Here is a 17,445-nt window from a genome sequence, read left to right on the forward strand (position 1 = left end):
TCCACGCGTACCCATCCCGAACACGACCGTTAAGCCCTCCAGCGCCGATGGTACTTGGACCGAAGGGTCCTGGGAGAGTAGGACGTTGCCAAGCAGATTAAGCCATTGTTGATAATATCAGCAGTGGCTTTTTTTCTTTTTTTATTATGCAAGTATTTAAGGATAGTAATAACATTAGTATAGGTTACTGTGGAATGACATTTTTGTTACCGACGCTGCGGTGGATACAAGTATAATAGAAAAGTGCTAATAGTTAGCAGATCTTTAATACGAAGGAACTACTCATAAATTCTAACTTTGAATTTTCTTGTGTCTTTAGATGCATTGTAGAGGTAGGGAGGATTTAAGGCATGAAACAATTAAAAATATTTAAGTTAATAATGATTTCTTGTATTTTAACTTTAATACTGGCAAGCTGCGGGACTAAAGAACCTAAGTGGGATACTTTTGAGAGTGCACTCATTGAGAAAAGCTTTCCTGTCCCGCATGAAGCAAACTCACCAGACCAGACTACTACTAACGTTGCTATGGATTATGTACGTTATTCTTTACCTGGATTAAAGGAGAAGAATGGTATTCCGGATCCTTATTTGGAAGCTATTAAAGCCTGGGGATGGACAGAACAGGAAGATGATGATAGTGATTCTTCGGGTGTTTTTCTGAAGGATGGGTTAACGGTTCATTTAACAGTGCATGATGATTATTTTGTAGTGATGATTCCTAAAGAAAAGAAGACCTCCATTAAAGGCCTTAAGACAAAATAAAGAATCGCCATCCCTAAGGATGGCGGTTTATTTTTTAATAAGTGAAAATAATATGAGCTGTACTGATGCACTTTATTGAGAGTAATAGGATACATCGGTCGGATTGAATTTTAGCATACCTCCCTGATCCTGTCGATTCAGTCTGAACAGGGTGTAAAGACGAGGCAGTAGGAGCCATAAGTGGCAAGTGATCAGTGATACTGTAAATGCTGGCGGTGACCAGAAAATAAAGAGTGCTGCAATACAAAGGCCGATATAGAAATTATGTAGCTGTACTTTACGGAATATACGGTAGCTAATGTGTTGATCAGGCATAAACCCTAACCAAGGCAGTTTAAATGAGACAGACCATCTTTTTGAAATGGGGTGTCCTGAGATTAAAAGAACTGAGCGTGAAATGACATATTGAACCCAGAAGGCTACAGGCGCTGCTATGATTATGTAGAGAATGCTCCACCAGGAAAGAAATACGGTTTCGAGCACAAGGACTAATAAGGGAAGCATAATATAAATAGGCAGCAGGCGTACCGTTAGATTGACTTTTTTAATTAGTTTATATTGATAGAATGTAGCTGCACCTTTGGTAGTGGGTTCCATAGATTATAGTCTAACCTCCTCGTGAATTCGTATGTTCTTAATATCGGCGATTGGATGTATTTTATTAAACTGCGGCGGAAATTCACCGATATAACTGCAACGGAATATATATAATGCACGATACAAAGGATATGAAAAAACTATGAAAAGGTTTAAAATGATAGAAGGTGTATCATACTGTTCTTAAAAGAGTCAAGGTGGGATGGTTATGGAACAGCAAACCGGGCAAGCTTGTATCATTTGTGGACAGGTAAAAGAGGAAGGTATTGTGATTGTCTCGCATTTTATTTGCGAGGAATGTGAGGCAGAGATGATACGTACCGAGGCTGAAGATGCCAAGTATCGTTTTTTTATCGGCCGGATGAAGAAGATCGGATTGCAAAAGAATGCTTAAGTAGAGTAACTCTGTTAAATGATGCAATTAAGAGAGCGGTCTGGATGAAAGATACGAAGGCTGCATTAGTAATATTCAATACACGGCTTCCTCGTTCTTCAGGCGGGAGGAGCCGTTTTGTTGTCCAAAGGGCTGCTTTTACACTGAAGCGTAGGCGTTTTCGAATATTTACGTTAAAATAGAAGGAACCCTATGGGAAGGAATTTAATATGAATAAATTACAACGTTGTAGGGCGCCTATATACGAAATGCTGGAACAATATAGAATGATGGGTAATAGATCATATCATGTGCCAGGTCATAAGAATGGAGAGGCATATGATGGCGTTGAAGGCGCTGGCTTTTTAGATGAGGTAATGAAGTATGATGTTACGGAAATTTCCGGAACGGATGATCTTCATCATCCTGAGGGAGTTATCAAGGAAGCGCAAGAGTTAGCCGCAGATTGCTTTGGAGCAGAGGAAAGCTTTTTTCTGGTTGGAGGGAGTACAGCAGGCAATCTGGCTCTTATTCTAACCGCTTGTCCCGAGCCTGGAATGATTATGATTCTTCAACGCAATGTGCATAAGTCAGTCATTCATGGACTGATGTTGGCCGGAGTGCGTGCTGTTTTTCTGGAACCGCAGATAGACCCGTTTAGCGGTTTGGCAGTTGCGCCGGCGGCAGAAGCTGTTAAGGCTGCACTTGCAGCCTATCCTGAAGCCGCAGCTGTGCTTGTTACCATGCCGAATTATTATGGCATGGGTAGTGATCTTGCGTCCCTGGCGCGTATTTGTCACGACAGCGGTGTACCGCTGCTTGTGGATGAGGCGCACGGGGCGCATTATGGGCAGCACCCGGCGCTGCCAGCCGGGGCACTTGCTTGTGGCGCGGACGGCGTCGTGCAGTCCACGCACAAGATGCTCACAGCGATGACCATGGGCGCTATGCTGCATGTTCAGGGGCCGCGGCTCGACCGCGCCCTGCTCCGGCAGCGGCTCGCTATGGTGCAGAGCTCCAGCCCATCATATCCTATGATGGCGTCGCTGGATCTTGCCCGGCGGCTGTTGCACAGCCGGGGCAGTGATGCCTTCACGGCGGGGCTGGCCGCCGTGGACGTCCTGAGGCGCGGGCTCGCGGAGCTGCCGCGCTACGGACTAGTGCAGCCGGCAAAGCCGCTGCACCCGAATACGCCGCCTGATTCTTTGGCGGCGTACGTGACACAGGACCCCTTTAAAGTCGTCATTTATGACGCCACCGGGGTCCTGAGCGGCTTCGAGCTGCAGCACAAGCTCGAAGCAAAGGGCTGCGTGCCGGAGATGAGCGACGAACGGCACGTAGTGCTGTTGTTCAGCCTTGGATCAAAGGCTGGAGACGCAGATCAACTGCTGCAGACGCTGCGAGAAATAGATTCGGAGGAACCTTACGAATCACTGAACGCTCCCGACTTATCAGGTTCTCGCAATATTTCCACGTGGAACAATTTCCATTCTTTGCAAATTTCAAATCCTGTCCCCTTCTCATTGAAGCCGGTGTCAGCGAATGAGATTGAAAGCATTGATCTTAAACAATGTGTGGATAGAGTGGCGGCAGAGATGGTTATTCCCTATCCACCAGGCATCCCAATATTATATCCGGGTGAAGTGATCACAGATCTGATCCAAAGAAGGCTGGCAAGTTTAGCTAAAGGAGGCGCCAAATTTCAGGCTTGTGCTGATCCGGTCTTGCAGCGTATTGAGGTATATAACATTAAGAAGGGCGGAGAAGCATAAGTGGGAAAAGAAGGTTTCTTTATAACATTAGAAGGGGGCGAAGGCTCCGGAAAAACAACGGTACTAGGTAGAGTAGCAGCCTATTTACAGAACCGGTCCATGCCTTATCGAATTACACGTGAGCCGGGTGGCGTTGAGATTGCTGAGAAGATTCGCTCCATTATTCTTGATCCTTCCCATACAGCTATGGATGCGCGTACAGAGGCATTGCTATACGCTGCAGCAAGAAGCCAACATCTCGCTGAAGTCGTTGAACCGGCTCTTAGAGAAGGGCTTACTGTGCTCTGTGACCGCTTTGTAGACAGCAGCCTTGTTTATCAAGGGCATGCGAGAGGGCTCGGAGTGGATGAGGTATGGAGTATTAATCGTTTTGCGATTGGGAACCGGATGCCGGATCTAACCTTTTATCTGGATGTAGATCCAGAGATAGGGTTGTCACGAATTGCAGCGAATGAAGAACGGGAAATCAATCGCCTGGATCTGGAAAGTCTTTCTTTTCATCAAAAGGTTCGTGAAGGCTATCAATTATTAATCCAGGACAATCCGGACAGAATAGTAGTTCTGGATGCTAATCGCCCGATCCATATGGTAGAACAAGATATTGTGAGAACTCTTGAAGAGAGAGTATTAAAGGGTTTTTAGGGTGTTTTGTCTAATATACTAAGAGAAGTGACATATAATTAGGCATGTGCTTATGATGTAAGGGTTACTACGAGAGGGCTTTCAGTAGTAATACACCATAAAATTATTGGGAGGGAATGCGAAGATGAAGTTGATCATTGCAATTATCCAGGATAAAGACAGTAACCGGTTGTCCAGCGAGCTAGTCAAAGCCAATTTCCGTGCTACTAAACTTGCAAGTACAGGTGGATTTCTACGGGCAGGGAATACGACATTTATGATCGGGGTAGAAGACAGTCAGATTGAATCTGTATTAACCGTAATCCGAAACAGCTGTAAAGTCCGTGAGCAATTAGTTACTCCGGTAACACCGATGAGTGGAACAACGGATTCGTATTTGCCACTTCCTGTCGAAGTACAAGTCGGTGGAGCTACTGTATTCGTACTTCCTGTAGATCGTTTTGAACATTATTAAGTATAATATAGAGTAGCAAGTCATTTACAAAAAGGGCGGTAGATAACCTTTGAAGATCAATCCGGGGTATAGGCCCTTGAAGAGTGAAATGACAAATGCAGAAGGGGCTAATAAACCCGTTCAGCAAAAAACATTCTCTGATGTTTTTCAGCAGCAAAGTGAACAGAAAACCAAAGACGAACTAAATCGCCAGATCAAAGAGATACAGTCTCAAGGGGATCGTTTATCTAAGTCCATGACGATTCGTGAACTCACTATATACCGGATGATGATCAAAAGGTTTCTGGAAGAAACGGCTCGAAGAGGCGTTACTCTGAAAGAAACACGCGGATGGGATCGGCGTGGCCGTGGCAAGCGTTACAAGCTGCTTGAGGAAATTGATTCGGCTTTGCTATCTATGGCAGATGATTTGCTGAATAGCGAGCAGGGCCGGATAGATTTGTTGGGACGTGTTGGAGAAATCCGCGGGTTGTTAATCAACCTTTCTTTTTAAATTATAAGAAAGTATATGCTTTACACTATACTTTATCCTTATATTTCTTGATTAAACACTTACCGTCCTTATAAGGGCGCCGAAGGCGTTTATGTTTGAAAGTTTTGGGAGGAAATTATGCCTTTTCATGATATAGTAGGCCAGGAGAACGCCACGCGGCTACTCCAAAATGCCTTGCGCAAAGAAGCTGTGAGTCATGCTTATTTATTTACAGGGCCAGCAGGCAGTGGACAAATGAAAACGGCGCTGATGTTTGCCCAAGCTATATTTTGTACCCAGAGCAAGGACGATGCCTGTGGGGAATGCCTGGAGTGCCGCAAAGTAGAGCATGGAAACCACCCTGATTTGTCACTGCTGCAGCCAGATGGGGCAAGTATTAAAATAGATCAAATCCGTGAGCTGCAGCGCGTCTTTTCCTATCGGTCAGAGGGTGTGAATCCGAAAGTATATATTATAGATGGAGCAGACAAAATGACGGTACAAGCTGCCAATAGTCTGCTGAAATTTCTGGAGGAACCACCAGCTCCGGCTGTTGGAATCTTAATTTCTGATAATAGCCGTTCCTTATTGCCAACCATTCAGTCGCGGACCCAGCGGATTCCATTTATTCCGTTAAACCCGGATATTATGCTCCAAGCTCTGGCAAGTGAGGGCGTTCCCATACCCTTAGCTCGATGTGCAGTATCACTTAGTTCAGGATTTGATGGTTGCAGGAAACTTTTGGAACAGAATTGGTTTGCAGAAATGAGAAATGTAATGTTACAATTAGCTAAGGAGTCCTTAGGCAAGGGCAGCTCCGCTGTAGCAACTGCTGGGCAGAAGCTGTTCAAGACCGGACTCGCTGAACATTTGGATATCTTCTTCAGCATGTTCCATCTGTGGTTTAAAGATATGCTTTACTTCCTGTATCGTAAGCATGAGAGTATCGTTTTCATAGATCAGTTAGACTTTATTTCCAGGCATGCCCGTGAGCGGAGTGCGGAACAATGGGTGGCTTATATGGGATTTGCTGCAGAGAGTTCGAAGAAGCTGCGATCCAATGCCAATGCCCAGTTGTGTCTGGAGCAGTTTTTAATCCGACTGGAAAGTTAAAGGATTAGTTATGATATATCCTCCGGATGTCGCTTTACCTGGAAATATCGTTTTAACAGACGAGGAAGGACAAGCATGGATCATCAGGGAGCGGACATGCCCATAGGTTCCTTTTACCGGCAAACAAGGGGGTTAATTTTTGTACAGCGTAGTAGGTGTCCGTTTTAAAAAAGCGGGTAAAATATATTATTTTGATCCACTTGATTTTCCGATTGAACGGGATCAATATGTTATTGTGGAGACAGCACGTGGGGTTGAATACGGTAAAGTTGTCGTAGGTAAAAAAGAGGTGGAAGAATCCGACGTAGTTTTGCCCCTCAAAAAAGTGATGCGTATTGCCGGAGAAACCGACGCACGCGTAGTTGAAGAGAACAAAGGGGCCGCTAAAGAGGCTTTTACCACCTGTTTAAATAAAATACGCGACCATGGTCTCAAAATGAAGCTCGTCGATGTAGAGTTTACTTTTGACCGTAATAAGATTATATTTTACTTTACGGCCGAAGGACGGGTCGACTTTAGAGAATTGGTTAAAGATCTAGCAAGTATTTTCCGGACCCGCATTGAGCTACGGCAAATTGGGGTGCGTGATGAGGCTAAAATGCTAGGTGGACTTGGACCTTGTGGGCGAGTACTTTGTTGTTCATCTTGGTTAGGGGATTTTGAACCCGTATCCATTAAAATGGCGAAGGATCAGAACCTGTCACTTAATCCGACGAAGATTTCAGGACTTTGTGGACGTCTGATGTGTTGTTTGAAATTTGAGCATGACAATTATGAGAGTGTGAAGGAAGAAATGCCAGCGGTCGGCAAGATTGTCGTGACCTCATTGGGTGATGGCAAAGTAGTAGGACTTAATGCCGGAAGCCGTACGGTTCATGTACAGTTGTTTGAAGTGGGCAAAGTTAAGGAACTTCCAATGGATGATGTTGTCGTCAAGTAAACCATTATAAGGTTACTTTCGGGGTGGAAACTTGGAGAAGAAAAATATATTTGCACACATGCAGGATATGGAAGCACAGATGGAAACGATGCGCGCCAATCTTGGAGAATGGAAACAGACGGTAAAAGAACTGATGGAAGCGAATCAGAGGTTAACTCTGGAAAATGAACAGCTTCGCAAAATTTTAAAGCGGGATGCACCTTTGGATCCTACCGTAGATTCTGCGGAGGCGGAAGCTCTTTTAGCTGCCGGAGAGGGAACAGAAGAGGTTGTCGGGGAAGGTTATGACAACTTGGCCCGGCTTTACCATGAAGGCTTTCACATCTGTAATGTTTATTTTGGACATTTACGCACGGAAGGTGATTGTCTGTTCTGTCTTTCTTTTCTTAATAAATGAGGATATCCAGCCGTAGGAGATTGATCCTACGGTTTTTTTTGAATTTCAGCTGAATGAAGATAGTCTTGTTTCGATGATTATGCACAGAGATTTTAGCTCAACAAAAATTTTAGGAGATTACTACATGACAAATTCTTTTAACGATATATCTGTTCCTTTGCTGCCGACGGAGCGGGTGGATGATTTATTAACGCATGACTTGCGAATTATTCAAAGTGATGAAGTATTCAGCTTTTCTATGGATGCTGTACTGCTTGCCCGTTTCGCCAGCGTTCCGCCCCGTGGGAGAGTCCTGGATCTTTGTACTGGAAATGGTGTAATTCCTATTTTGATGACGACCCGAACTAAAGCTTCTATAGAAGGGATTGAAATTCAGCCCCGTTTAGCGGATATGGCTCGACGTAGCGTGGCTCTAAATGGGCTACAGGATCAGGTTGTGATCCATGAAGGCGATTTACGTGAGTTATATAAAGTAGCAGGACATGGCGTATATGATGCAATAACAGTCAATCCTCCTTATATGCCGCTTAACGGCAGTGACCTCAAGCTGAACACTCATCAGGCTATGGCTCGTCATGAAATCGGATGTACACTGGAGGAGGTTATTCAAGCCTGTGTGAGACTGGTTCGCACCGGAGGAAAGGTAAGTATGGTTCACAAGCCACAACGATTGGTCGATATTATTAGTTTGATGAGAAAATATAGGCTCGAGCCCAAAATTATCCGCTTTGTACATCCACGTGCGCATCTGGAGGCTAACATGGTATTAATCGAAGCAATACGTGATGGTAAGCCGGAGGTTCGTTTACATCCACCACTCATTGTATATAATGAGGACAATCAATACTGTCCAGAAATTATGGACATCTACTATGGTGCTAAAGAGGGTAAATCATGACGATATCATGCCAAAGCAGTTTTCAGAACAATAACAATACACATAAGCAGGAATCAACCGGTTCACTCTTTTTGGTGGCAACACCCATCGGTAATTTAGAGGATATGACTTATCGTGCTGTTCGTACTTTGCAGGAATGCGATATTATTGCAGCTGAGGATACAAGACAAACCCGGAAATTGTTGAGTCATTTTGAAATTACACCCTCTATGCTGTTCAGTTATCATGAGCATAATAAGGCTGCCAGTGGACCTGAACTTATCCGCTATATAATAGAAGGAAAAAATTTGGCACTCGTCAGCGATGCCGGTTTACCAGCCATTTCCGACCCTGGTGCAGACCTTGTAGGCCTTGCCATAAGTCACGGTATACCAGTAATTCCTATACCTGGAGCTAACGCAGCTTTGTCAGCATTAATTGCCTCTGGTCTGCCTACGACTACTTTCACCTTTATCGGCTTCTTACCTCGAGAACGTAAAGATATCCGTGCGGTTTTAAGCCCACTTCGTTCGGCGCAAGGGACTATACTGTTCTACGAATCTCCACATCGCGTGGTGAAGACACTGGCTCATCTCCATGAAGCATTTGGTAATCGGCGAATTGTGCTTGCTCGTGAACTGACGAAGAGATATGAGGAGTTTCTACGGGGGACGATCGAGGAATGTACGGATTGGCTCGCTGAACATCCACCGCTTGGTGAGTATGTTATCGTCGTTGAAGGCGAGAGCAAGGAAGATGCTGAAATGGCGGAATCGGCTTGGTGGCGCCAGTTAAGTATTGAAGAACATGTTGCTCATTACGAAGCAGCAGATATGCCGCGTAAAGAAGCTATGAAAAAAGCAGCCTCTGATCGTGGTGTGTCAAAGCGGGATATTTATAACGCACTTCTGGATAAAGCGGAGCAGCAGTAAGTGTTATTGACGGATTCTAATTCTAAGAGGTTAACAAGGTGCGGAGGGGTATTACGAAGCTGACGAGATTCTAGCCTGAGGGTGGTTCCCAAAAGGAAGCCCAATATAGACCAGATCATGGTAAAAACTCGTTTTACTTCATGCTCTCACCGTATTACCCATCGTTAATAGGTGTCATGGGGGGAGTAAATCCTTTAGACACCTTTTGGGGCGGGAAACACAGGTAATTGCAGAAAAAAAATACCTCCCGCGGTCACGGGAGGTCAAGGAGATATGAAAAGGTTAGAATTAACAATTTGATTAGTTCTATTATATACTATTTATTTTAGTTTGTCACAGGGGTAGGGATAGTAGAAATGCATTCATGACAAACTATTTTTCCTTTGAAGTAAGTTACGTTCTCAGCGTTGCCGCAGAAAATGCAGGCAGGCTCATATTTTTTAAGCATAATGCGTTCACCATCAACGTAAATTTCAAGTGCGTCTTTTTCACCAATGCCAAGAGTACGGCGCAATTCGATGGGAATAACTACCCGTCCAAGTTCGTCTACTTTTCTTACAATTCCTGTTGATTTCATCATACCAATCGTTACTCCTCTCAATGTTCCAAAAACGTCATTATTCGACATTGTTCACTGTTTTATGATATTCATAATACCAACGATTCCCAAAACAGTCAACCTTTTTTCATAGGTTGAATTAAGAACTTTTTCACTAAAACTTTGAATTGCCTATACCAATTGCGAATTCTAAAAAAAAAGTAAAAATAAACTTTGTCGATTTACCAAGACTAAAAACGTCATCATTCGACAAAGTACGACATAATTACTTATTATATACTTATATTGGTTAAAATCATATTAAATTTAATAAAGGAGTTGATCTCATGAAGCAGCCGCTCACAGAAGAAAAGGTTTTCAAAGATCCGGTTCACAATTATATCCACGTGCAGGATACTATTATTTGGCGACTAATAAATACAAAGGAATTTCAGCGTTTACGCCGAATTCGCCAGCTGGGTACCTCGTATCTCACCTTTCATGGCGCAGAGCATAGTCGGTTTTCTCATTCTCTAGGGGTATACGAAATTACACGTAGAATTATTTCGCAATTTGAACGAAGCGGTTATAAGGATTGGATTCCTGAAGAAAGTCTGCTCACCTTGTGTGCGGCTTTGCTGCACGATCTGGGGCATGGTCCATTTTCCCATTCTATAGAAGAAGCTTTTGAAATGAATCATGAGGATTGGACTTGTCGAATTATTCTGGAGGACACAGAGATTACTGAGATCTTGCGTGATGTGGAGGAGGATTTTCCTCGTAAAGTAGCCTCAGTAATCGCTAAAACTTATGAGCATGAAATTGTTGTAAATCTGGTTTCAAGTCCGCTAGATGCTGATCGCATGGATTATTTGCTGCGTGATGCGTACTATACAGGTGTAAACTATGGAACGATCGACATTGATCGGATTTTAAGAATGCTGCGTCCTTATAATGGTCGAGTTGTTGTAAAAGAATCGGGAATGCATGCCATTGAAGATTATTTAATGTCGCGTTATCAAATGTACTGGCAAGTGTATTTTCATCCGGTGACACGTAGCTCAGAGATTATTTTGCGACAAATTTTCCGTAGAGCCAAGGAGCTTTTCCAAGAGGGGTACAATTTTAGTTTCATGATTAATCCGCTGGAGGATTTATTCCGTGGTGAGGTGACAGTAAAGCAATATTTAATGCTGGATGAAGCACTGGTACAGACGGCTTTTATGCAGTGGACGCTTGAAAAAGATGAGCTACTAAGCGACTTGTGCACCCGTTTTATTCATCGTAAACTGTATAAATACGTTGAGATGGAGAATCTCGATACAGATATGATTACTGAAATTCGCAGCAGTTTTGCGGCAGCGGGTCTTCACCCAGAATATGATTTGGAGATTGATTTTCCGACAGATCTGCCCTATGATGTGTTCCGTCCGGGAGAAGCTTTTGACAATAAACAAATTCTGCTGCTTGATCGGCATGATCATCTGCGGGAAATTTCAGAGGTATCCGATATTGTACGTTCTATTAGCGGCATTCACCGTGGCAGATATCATCTTTATTTTCCTCAGGATAAGTTGAGAAAAGTGCTTACACGATTGCCTTCTTCTATTGCAGAGATTTTTGCAAAATAATACAAAAAAATATAGCATTTTTGACAAGGAGTGAAGGTTAAAATGTATCTGTTTGACACACATACGCATCTGGATGCGCCTCAATTCGACGAGGATCGCGAAGAAGTTATCGCTCGTGCTGTAGAAGCAGGAGTCAGCAAGATGATTAATATCGGATTTAATCGGGAGACGATTCCCTCAACGATGAAGCTGGCGGAATCTTACGATTATATTTATGCGGCAGTGGGTTGGCATCCTCAGGATGCGATTGATATGAAAGATGGAGATCTCGATTGGATCGCTTCTCTATGCAGTCATAAGAAAGTGGTGGCGATCGGTGAAATCGGACTGGATTATTACTGGGATACTTCTCCCAAGGATGTGCAGCATGAAGTTTTTCGCAAGCAAATTGGACTAGCCCGCGAACTGAATATGCCGATTTGTATTCATGATCGTGATGCCCATGAGGATGTTGTACGGATTTTACGGGAGGAAAAAGCAAATGAGGTTGGAGGCGTAATGCACTCGTTCTCTGGAAGCTGGGAAACAGCTAAGATGTGCTTGAATCTTGGTTTTCATTTATCCTTTGGAGGACCTATTACGTTCAAAAATGCAAGAGTGCCAAAAGAAGTACTTGCGCAGACCCCTCTAGACCGATTATTGATCGAAACCGATGCTCCATATTTGACTCCGCACCCCTTCCGCGGAAAGCGAAATGAGAGCGCTCATGTGAAGCTGGTAGCAGAGGCAGCAGCTGAAATTAAAGGGTTAACATGGGAAGAATTGGCTAAAATAACGTATGCGAACGCACTGGAACGATTTGGGATTGAGTGAAAACGGGAGAAAAACAGGCGAAAAATAGAGAATGGCCGATATATTAAACTTTTTTAATATAAAAACGGCTGAATATTACAATATTTTAACCATATTTTTGCTTAAACGTGGTTGAATCGTCCTTTACAACATGCATCAAAACAGGATATCATCTTTTCAGTGATGTGAGCTGTGTTACAGTGACAGCCATATATTCATGGATCGTCTCGCTGAGTCTCCGTATGGAGAACGGGGGAACCAATATTGACCTGCCGCATGCCTGTATTTAAAATACGGTTTAGACGTGCCGTAGGACAGTATTTGATTTCTTCACGTGGTCTTTGGGGTGAATTTAAGGGCAACCGCCATGAGCGGGTGACCTGAAATAGGGCGTCTCTCTTTCGTCCGAACCCGACAGCTAACCCCGTAAGCGCAAGTAAGAGAGGCAACCTCGTGCACAAGCATTCTCTATTCTGATATTGGAGAAGCCACGAAAGAGTCCTCAGTTGAACTCTTTTTAGGCTTTTTTATTTTTGAATAAATAGAATGTTACCCACATACTGTTATATAACAGGGGTGGGAGTAGCTGTGCCGAGCAGGCGATCCATGAGCAGGAGACGCTAAGTTATTACGTGCGTGTCCTGTGACAATCTCAAATAGTTTCGTCAAAGGAATTCAGTCCTCATGATATACAATTGACGACGGGGCTATGTAAGGAGGATGGAGAGAATGGGCGTATTCCAACCAGAAGTATCCCATGATTCGCAGTCATCCAGCAGGTCTTTCGCATTACGGTGGGAGCAAGTAAATACTCGCGTACTTTTACTTGCAGGCGTGATTTCAGTCGTTATCGCGTTACTTATTCTGCTGTACGTACACGGTCAAAGTAACAAACAATTATTTTTAGTAATAGACGGGCAAACACAGACGCTTGAAACGCGGGAAGCGCTTCTTGGTGATGTGTTGGAGAAAGAGCAAATTTCGCTACAGCCGCATGATGAACTATCTTTAGGTCTGAGTGATGAAATAAAAGACGGTGACCGTGTCGTTATCAATCGTGCGCAGAAAATTAGTCTTACTGCGGATGGAGCAACAAAAACGTTATATACGACCGAGGATACAATTGGTAAAGCAATTGAGAAAATGGGCATTACCCTAGAAGGTCATGATAAGATTTTCCCTTCGTTAGACACCACCATTTCTGCAAACATGGAGGTTAAGATTGTTCGCATCAACAAACAGACCGTACAGCGAACAACTAACTTACCCTTCAGAGTCATCAAGACAGCAGACCCCTCCCTTACTGTGGGAACAGTTAGAGTGGCACAGGCAGGCAAACCAGGCGTCATGATTCAGCATATTGAAAAGATCTACCAAGACGGAGAACTGGCCTCTATGCGCATGATTGGTAAGGAAGTACAAACGGTAACGAAAGATAAGATTATTGCCGTTGGTACCAAAGCACTTCCTAAGCCGGCTGTAGCTAAGACTACAACAACTTCCAAATCAAACACCACTTCAAAAACGGCTAAAGTTAGCGCCAAGACTAATAACGTCACAAGCAAGGCTGGCGTAGACTTTGAGTACAAGAAGATGATTAAGAATGTCTCCATGACAGCTTATTCGTCAGAAGAGGCAGGTATAGGTACCAAAACGGCTTCCGGAACACGCGTAACGGAAGGTCGCACAATTGCTGTAGACCCGAATGTAATTCCTATTGGCTGGTGGGTATATATCGAGGGACTTGGATTCCGCCGAGCAGAAGATACTGGCGGTGCCATTAAGGGCAATAAAGTAGATGTCTACTACGATTCACTGAGCCATGTTCGTAATTTCGGTCGTAAATCGCGAACCGTTTATGTGATTGGACCTGTGAAGCCGGAGTTAAACTAGGCTGAAGCTTTTGCAAATTATTCTTTGATAAGCTATAGTGATGATAACCGTTAAGGAACGCCAGATGATCATTTCGTTGATCGCAGAGCAACCGCTCATCACTTATACATTCTTTAACCAAAAGAAGAGGAGCGAAACCTCTTCTTTTTTGCTTTTTTTGGAAGGAGTCAGAGATATGATTAAGGAACTAATTGTCGTCGAAGGTAAGAGTGATACCGTCGCTGTTAAACGCGCTGTAGAAGCAGATACGATCGAAACAGGGGGCTCGGCTGTAGACCGGACCGTAATTGCGAAGATCGCGCTTGCTATGGAGCGTAGAGGGGTGATTATTCTTACGGACCCGGATCACGCCGGAGAACGAATCCGCAAGATTGTGTCTGCAAAGGTGCCGGGCTGCAAGCATGCCTTCATTCCGGAGAAGGACGCAACCCGCAAAGGAGATATCGGTGTGGAGAACGCTTCTCCAGAGGCGATTCGTCATGCGCTGCGGAATGTACATACCTCTTTTGAAGGAGCACCTGCTTTAATCGGACTTGATGATCTAATGGCCGCTGGAATGCTTGTACACCCTCGGGCAGCTGAAAGACGTATGGCACTTGGTAATTTGCTTGGAATCGGATATTGTAATGGCAAGCAGCTGTACAAGCGGCTGGCGATGTTTGGAATTACGCGGGAGGAATTTGCCGGAGCTCTCGCCCAAATTGATCAGGGGGGCATTACTTCATGAGTGGTAGAGAGGAAATTTCAACTCCAAAACGGACGAAAGAAATTATTCAACGTTATGGATTCAAGTTCAAGAAGAGCTTAGGACAGAATTTTTTGATTGATCAAAATATATTGGACAAGATTGTAGACGCTGCCGGGCTAGATAGCGGCTCTGGGGCATTGGAGATCGGTCCCGGCATTGGGGCGCTGACAGAACGTTTGGCGCTAACATCTGGAGCGGTAACCGCTGTGGAGATCGACCGTAGATTGATTCCTATTTTAAGAGACGTACTTTCCCCTTATCCGCATGTTAAGGTTCGTAATGATGATGTTCTGAATGTAAATCTGCAGGAGTTGTTCAAAGAAGATTTTGCATCCGTGAACAAGGTAAGCGTAGTTGCCAATCTGCCGTATTATGTGACTACTCCGATTCTGATGAAGCTGCTCGAAGAGAAGCTTCCACTTGATAACATCGTTGTAATGATTCAGAAAGAGGTTGCGGAGCGTATGGCTGCTTCTCCGGGAGGAAAGGAATATGGGAGCCTTAGCATTGCCGTGCAGTACTACAGCGAGCCTGAGCTCGTCTGCATTGTGCCGCGTACGGTGTTCATTCCTCAACCTAATGTGGAGTCCGCTGTAATCCGTCTAAAGGTAAGAGAGCGTCCACCGGTAGAAGTTGAGAGTGAGAAGCACTTCTTTGAGGTCGTCCAAGCTTCTTTCACACAGCGCCGTAAGACGATTGCTAACAATCTCAAGGCTCGTTACTTCCCTGGAGAGGGACGTGAGCGTCTGGAGGCTTTACTCGCAGAAGCTGGGATTGAACCAACCCGTCGTGGAGAAACGTTAAGTCTAGAAGAATACGCCCGATTGAGCGGTGTTCTGTTGGCTGCTGGAATTGAATAAGCTAAAAACATAGCTAGTTATGAACCAACTGAGACCTTTGCCCATACGATGGGGTAGAGGTGGTGGTTGTAATGAATTTAGGAGACTTGGTCGTTCGTAAATCTTATGGCGGAGATTTGACTTTTCGTGTAGATCATATTGTGCAGGACAGAGCGGTCATCAAAGGCACAGATTTCCGTCTGTTGGCGGATTCTCCTCTGAATGACTTGGTTCAAGTGCCTCCTACCCGGATTACGGAACGAGGACAGCAGGCACAGATTAAAGCGAATGAATCACTGACACAGCTGCGGAAAGACCGACAGGAGCAAAGTCAGCGGAGCGGGAGCGCTCTATCAGAAGGCGCATGGGCTCCATCGCCTAAGGAAGCTGCTTATTTTGAAGTACCGGGGAAAGTACTGCATCTGGATGGCGATCCAGCGTATTTGAATAAGAGCCTTAGCTTATACGAACAATTGCGGATCCCTGCTGAAGGTCATCATGTTCATGAGTCCGCAATGGCTGACACTTTATACCGGCTGCTGCCCCGCGTGCGTCCAGACATTGTGGTGATTACCGGTCATGACGGGGTGCTGAAGCAACAGCATACTTACGATCTTCACAGTTTGAGCAGCTATAAAAATTCGCAAAACTTCGTAGCTGCTATTAGGGTGGCTAGGGACTATGAGCGAAATTTTGATGCGTTGACGATTGTTGCAGGTGCTTGTCAGTCACATTTTGAAGCACTGCTGGGGGCAGGGGCCAATTTCGCCAGTTCTCCTGGACGGATATTGATCCATGCCTTAGACCCAGTTTATGTAGCGGCAAAATCGTCGTTCACGCCCATTAGGGATACGGTGAATCTGAGTGAGGTTTTGAACAACACCATTAGTGGTAATCAGGGAATCGGCGGTATTGAGACCCGTGGCAGCTTCCGTATTGGGATGCCGCGTCTGCAGAACCTGTCAGAACTAAAAGTGACACCTTCCGCAATTTAATCGACATGCACTGATCATATTTTTCAAAGCTAATAGGTAATTTGGAGTGGCCGAATAGAGTAACGCGAAGAAAGGGTGAGCGATGAGCTTAACCCTTTTTTTGCGTGAAATGGTAGTTATCTTTAAAAATCTACAATGTTATTTTTCTTGCTTTGTGCTGAACCTATTACAGATAACAAGGATATTAGTTCGCCTCTGATTCTCCGTAAAAAAATTCCGTTGACAACCAAATATTCATCATCTATAATTATTTATTTGCTTTGACAAACACCTGGGGAAGTTGTATAATGGACAAGAAAAGAGGTGGTCGTCAGGCAATGGCTAATAACGCGCTGTTGGAAATCAAACGCAGTCTCGAAGCTCACGTCGGTCATAAGATCACGTTGCGTGCAAACGGAGGTCGTCGTAAAACCGTAGAACGCACCGGTGTCCTGGAAGAAACGTACCCTTCTGTATTTATTGTCAAACTGGATCAGGAGCAGCAAACATTCAAGCGAGTCTCCTATAGCTATGCCGATATCCTTACTGAATCTGTGGAAATTACAGTATGTGAAGATGATGGGCAGATGCGGATTATGTATATTAAAGCTTAATGTTTCACGGGCAGCTTCCTTTGGGGGCTGTTTTTTATTTGCAGATAAACATTCAGTGAATGATCCTTGTTCTTAGCAAGCAT

At 44.3% G+C, this 17,445-nt stretch carries 20 protein-coding genes, 1 rRNA gene and 1 riboswitch; of the genes, 19 read left to right on the forward strand and 2 right to left on the reverse strand.

What is annotated here, in order from left to right; translation table 11 throughout:
* Together rrf and M2444_RS32035 are read left to right on the forward strand one after the other, a co-directional pair.
* Positions 1-94: ribosomal RNA gene (rrf, locus tag M2444_RS32030) — 5S ribosomal RNA — on the forward strand; the annotation flags it as partial.
* Between the two features lie 256 nt (positions 95-350).
* Positions 351-764: a hypothetical protein gene (locus tag M2444_RS32035; RefSeq protein ID WP_094877212.1), complete on the forward strand. Its 414-nt coding sequence runs from the start codon at positions 351-353 to the stop codon at positions 762-764.
* A 72-nt stretch (positions 765-836) separates the two neighbouring features.
* Here the strand turns inward: M2444_RS32035 and M2444_RS32040 are convergent, their stop codons facing one another.
* On the reverse strand, positions 837-1,361 hold the full coding sequence (locus M2444_RS32040; protein WP_094872040.1) for a hypothetical protein: 525 nt from the start codon (positions 1,359-1,361) through the stop codon (positions 837-839).
* A 208-nt stretch (positions 1,362-1,569) separates the two neighbouring features.
* Here M2444_RS32040 and M2444_RS32045 point away from each other — a divergent pair, with 208 nt between their 5' ends.
* The 10 genes from M2444_RS32045 (at position 1,570) to rsmI (ending at position 9,333) form a co-directional block, all read left to right on the forward strand.
* Positions 1,570-1,755, forward strand: coding sequence for a sigma factor G inhibitor Gin (locus M2444_RS32045; RefSeq protein ID WP_042123074.1), 186 nt, complete (start codon positions 1,570-1,572; stop codon positions 1,753-1,755).
* Between the two features lie 209 nt (positions 1,756-1,964).
* Positions 1,965-3,506 (forward strand): aminotransferase class I/II-fold pyridoxal phosphate-dependent enzyme, encoded by a 1,542-nt coding sequence (locus M2444_RS32050; RefSeq protein WP_280789008.1) that lies wholly within the window; start codon positions 1,965-1,967, stop codon positions 3,504-3,506.
* The gene (gene tmk, locus M2444_RS32055) at positions 3,507-4,148 is read left to right on the forward strand and encodes a dTMP kinase (protein WP_094872036.1); all 642 of its coding nucleotides are present in this window, start codon (positions 3,507-3,509) and stop codon (positions 4,146-4,148) included.
* A gap of 124 nt (positions 4,149-4,272) precedes the next feature.
* Positions 4,273-4,602: a cyclic-di-AMP receptor gene (locus M2444_RS32060; RefSeq protein ID WP_042183817.1), complete on the forward strand. Its 330-nt coding sequence runs from the start codon at positions 4,273-4,275 to the stop codon at positions 4,600-4,602.
* A 49-nt stretch (positions 4,603-4,651) separates the two neighbouring features.
* Positions 4,652-5,095, forward strand: a complete 444-nt coding sequence (locus M2444_RS32065; RefSeq protein WP_094872035.1) for a YaaR family protein — start codon at positions 4,652-4,654, stop codon at positions 5,093-5,095.
* A gap of 117 nt (positions 5,096-5,212) precedes the next feature.
* The gene (holB, locus tag M2444_RS32070) at positions 5,213-6,187 is read left to right on the forward strand and encodes a DNA polymerase III subunit delta' (protein ID WP_280789009.1); all 975 of its coding nucleotides are present in this window, start codon (positions 5,213-5,215) and stop codon (positions 6,185-6,187) included.
* A 139-nt stretch (positions 6,188-6,326) separates the two neighbouring features.
* The gene (locus tag M2444_RS32075; protein ID WP_042123087.1) at positions 6,327-7,127 is read left to right on the forward strand and encodes a PSP1 domain-containing protein; all 801 of its coding nucleotides are present in this window, start codon (positions 6,327-6,329) and stop codon (positions 7,125-7,127) included.
* Positions 7,128-7,158: 31 nt separating this feature from the next.
* Positions 7,159-7,524: a DNA replication initiation control protein YabA gene (gene yabA / locus M2444_RS32080; RefSeq protein WP_042123089.1), complete on the forward strand. Its 366-nt coding sequence runs from the start codon at positions 7,159-7,161 to the stop codon at positions 7,522-7,524.
* A 124-nt stretch (positions 7,525-7,648) separates the two neighbouring features.
* Positions 7,649-8,422 carry a tRNA1(Val) (adenine(37)-N6)-methyltransferase gene (locus M2444_RS32085; protein WP_042183822.1) on the forward strand — a complete coding sequence of 258 codons (774 nt, stop codon included), beginning with the start codon at positions 7,649-7,651 and terminating at the stop codon, positions 8,420-8,422.
* On the forward strand, positions 8,419-9,333 hold the full coding sequence (rsmI, locus tag M2444_RS32090) for a 16S rRNA (cytidine(1402)-2'-O)-methyltransferase (protein ID WP_094877215.1): 915 nt from the start codon (positions 8,419-8,421) through the stop codon (positions 9,331-9,333). The genes M2444_RS32085 and rsmI overlap by 4 nt, the downstream gene beginning before the upstream one ends.
* A 325-nt stretch (positions 9,334-9,658) precedes the next feature.
* Here the strand turns inward: rsmI and M2444_RS32095 are convergent, their stop codons facing one another.
* Complete coding sequence (locus tag M2444_RS32095) at positions 9,659-9,913, reverse strand: AbrB/MazE/SpoVT family DNA-binding domain-containing protein (RefSeq protein ID WP_042123095.1); 255 nt, start codon at positions 9,911-9,913, stop codon at positions 9,659-9,661.
* A 305-nt stretch (positions 9,914-10,218) separates the two neighbouring features.
* Here M2444_RS32095 and M2444_RS32100 point away from each other — a divergent pair, with 305 nt between their 5' ends.
* The 7 genes from M2444_RS32100 (at position 10,219) to veg (ending at position 17,362) form a co-directional block, all read left to right on the forward strand.
* Positions 10,219-11,502, forward strand: a complete 1,284-nt coding sequence (locus M2444_RS32100) for an HD domain-containing protein (RefSeq protein WP_094872030.1) — start codon at positions 10,219-10,221, stop codon at positions 11,500-11,502.
* A gap of 42 nt (positions 11,503-11,544) precedes the next feature.
* Positions 11,545-12,315 (forward strand): TatD family hydrolase, encoded by a 771-nt coding sequence (locus M2444_RS32105; RefSeq protein ID WP_094872028.1) that lies wholly within the window; start codon positions 11,545-11,547, stop codon positions 12,313-12,315.
* A 197-nt stretch (positions 12,316-12,512) separates the two neighbouring features.
* A riboswitch (cyclic di-AMP (ydaO/yuaA leader) is annotated at positions 12,513-12,742 on the forward strand.
* Between the two features lie 281 nt (positions 12,743-13,023).
* Positions 13,024-14,187, forward strand: a complete 1,164-nt coding sequence (locus tag M2444_RS32110) for a 3D domain-containing protein (protein WP_280789010.1) — start codon at positions 13,024-13,026, stop codon at positions 14,185-14,187.
* A 175-nt stretch (positions 14,188-14,362) separates the two neighbouring features.
* Positions 14,363-14,914, forward strand: coding sequence for a ribonuclease M5 (gene rnmV, locus M2444_RS32115; protein WP_042183831.1), 552 nt, complete (start codon positions 14,363-14,365; stop codon positions 14,912-14,914).
* On the forward strand, positions 14,911-15,795 hold the full coding sequence (rsmA, locus tag M2444_RS32120) for a 16S rRNA (adenine(1518)-N(6)/adenine(1519)-N(6))-dimethyltransferase RsmA (protein ID WP_094872025.1): 885 nt from the start codon (positions 14,911-14,913) through the stop codon (positions 15,793-15,795). The genes rnmV and rsmA overlap by 4 nt, the downstream gene beginning before the upstream one ends.
* Before the next feature lie 71 nt (positions 15,796-15,866).
* Positions 15,867-16,769, forward strand: a complete 903-nt coding sequence (gene yabG / locus M2444_RS32125) for a sporulation peptidase YabG (RefSeq protein ID WP_094872024.1) — start codon at positions 15,867-15,869, stop codon at positions 16,767-16,769.
* Positions 16,770-17,086: 317 nt separating this feature from the next.
* Positions 17,087-17,362 carry a biofilm formation stimulator Veg gene (veg, locus tag M2444_RS32130; protein WP_019914493.1) on the forward strand — a complete coding sequence of 92 codons (276 nt, stop codon included), beginning with the start codon at positions 17,087-17,089 and terminating at the stop codon, positions 17,360-17,362.
* The last annotated feature ends 83 nt before the right edge of the window (positions 17,363-17,445 follow it).

Source organism: Paenibacillus sp. PastF-3 (genome assembly GCF_029893135.1).
GTDB classification, from domain to species: domain Bacteria; phylum Bacillota; class Bacilli; order Paenibacillales; family Paenibacillaceae; genus Paenibacillus_AQ; species Paenibacillus_AQ nitricinens.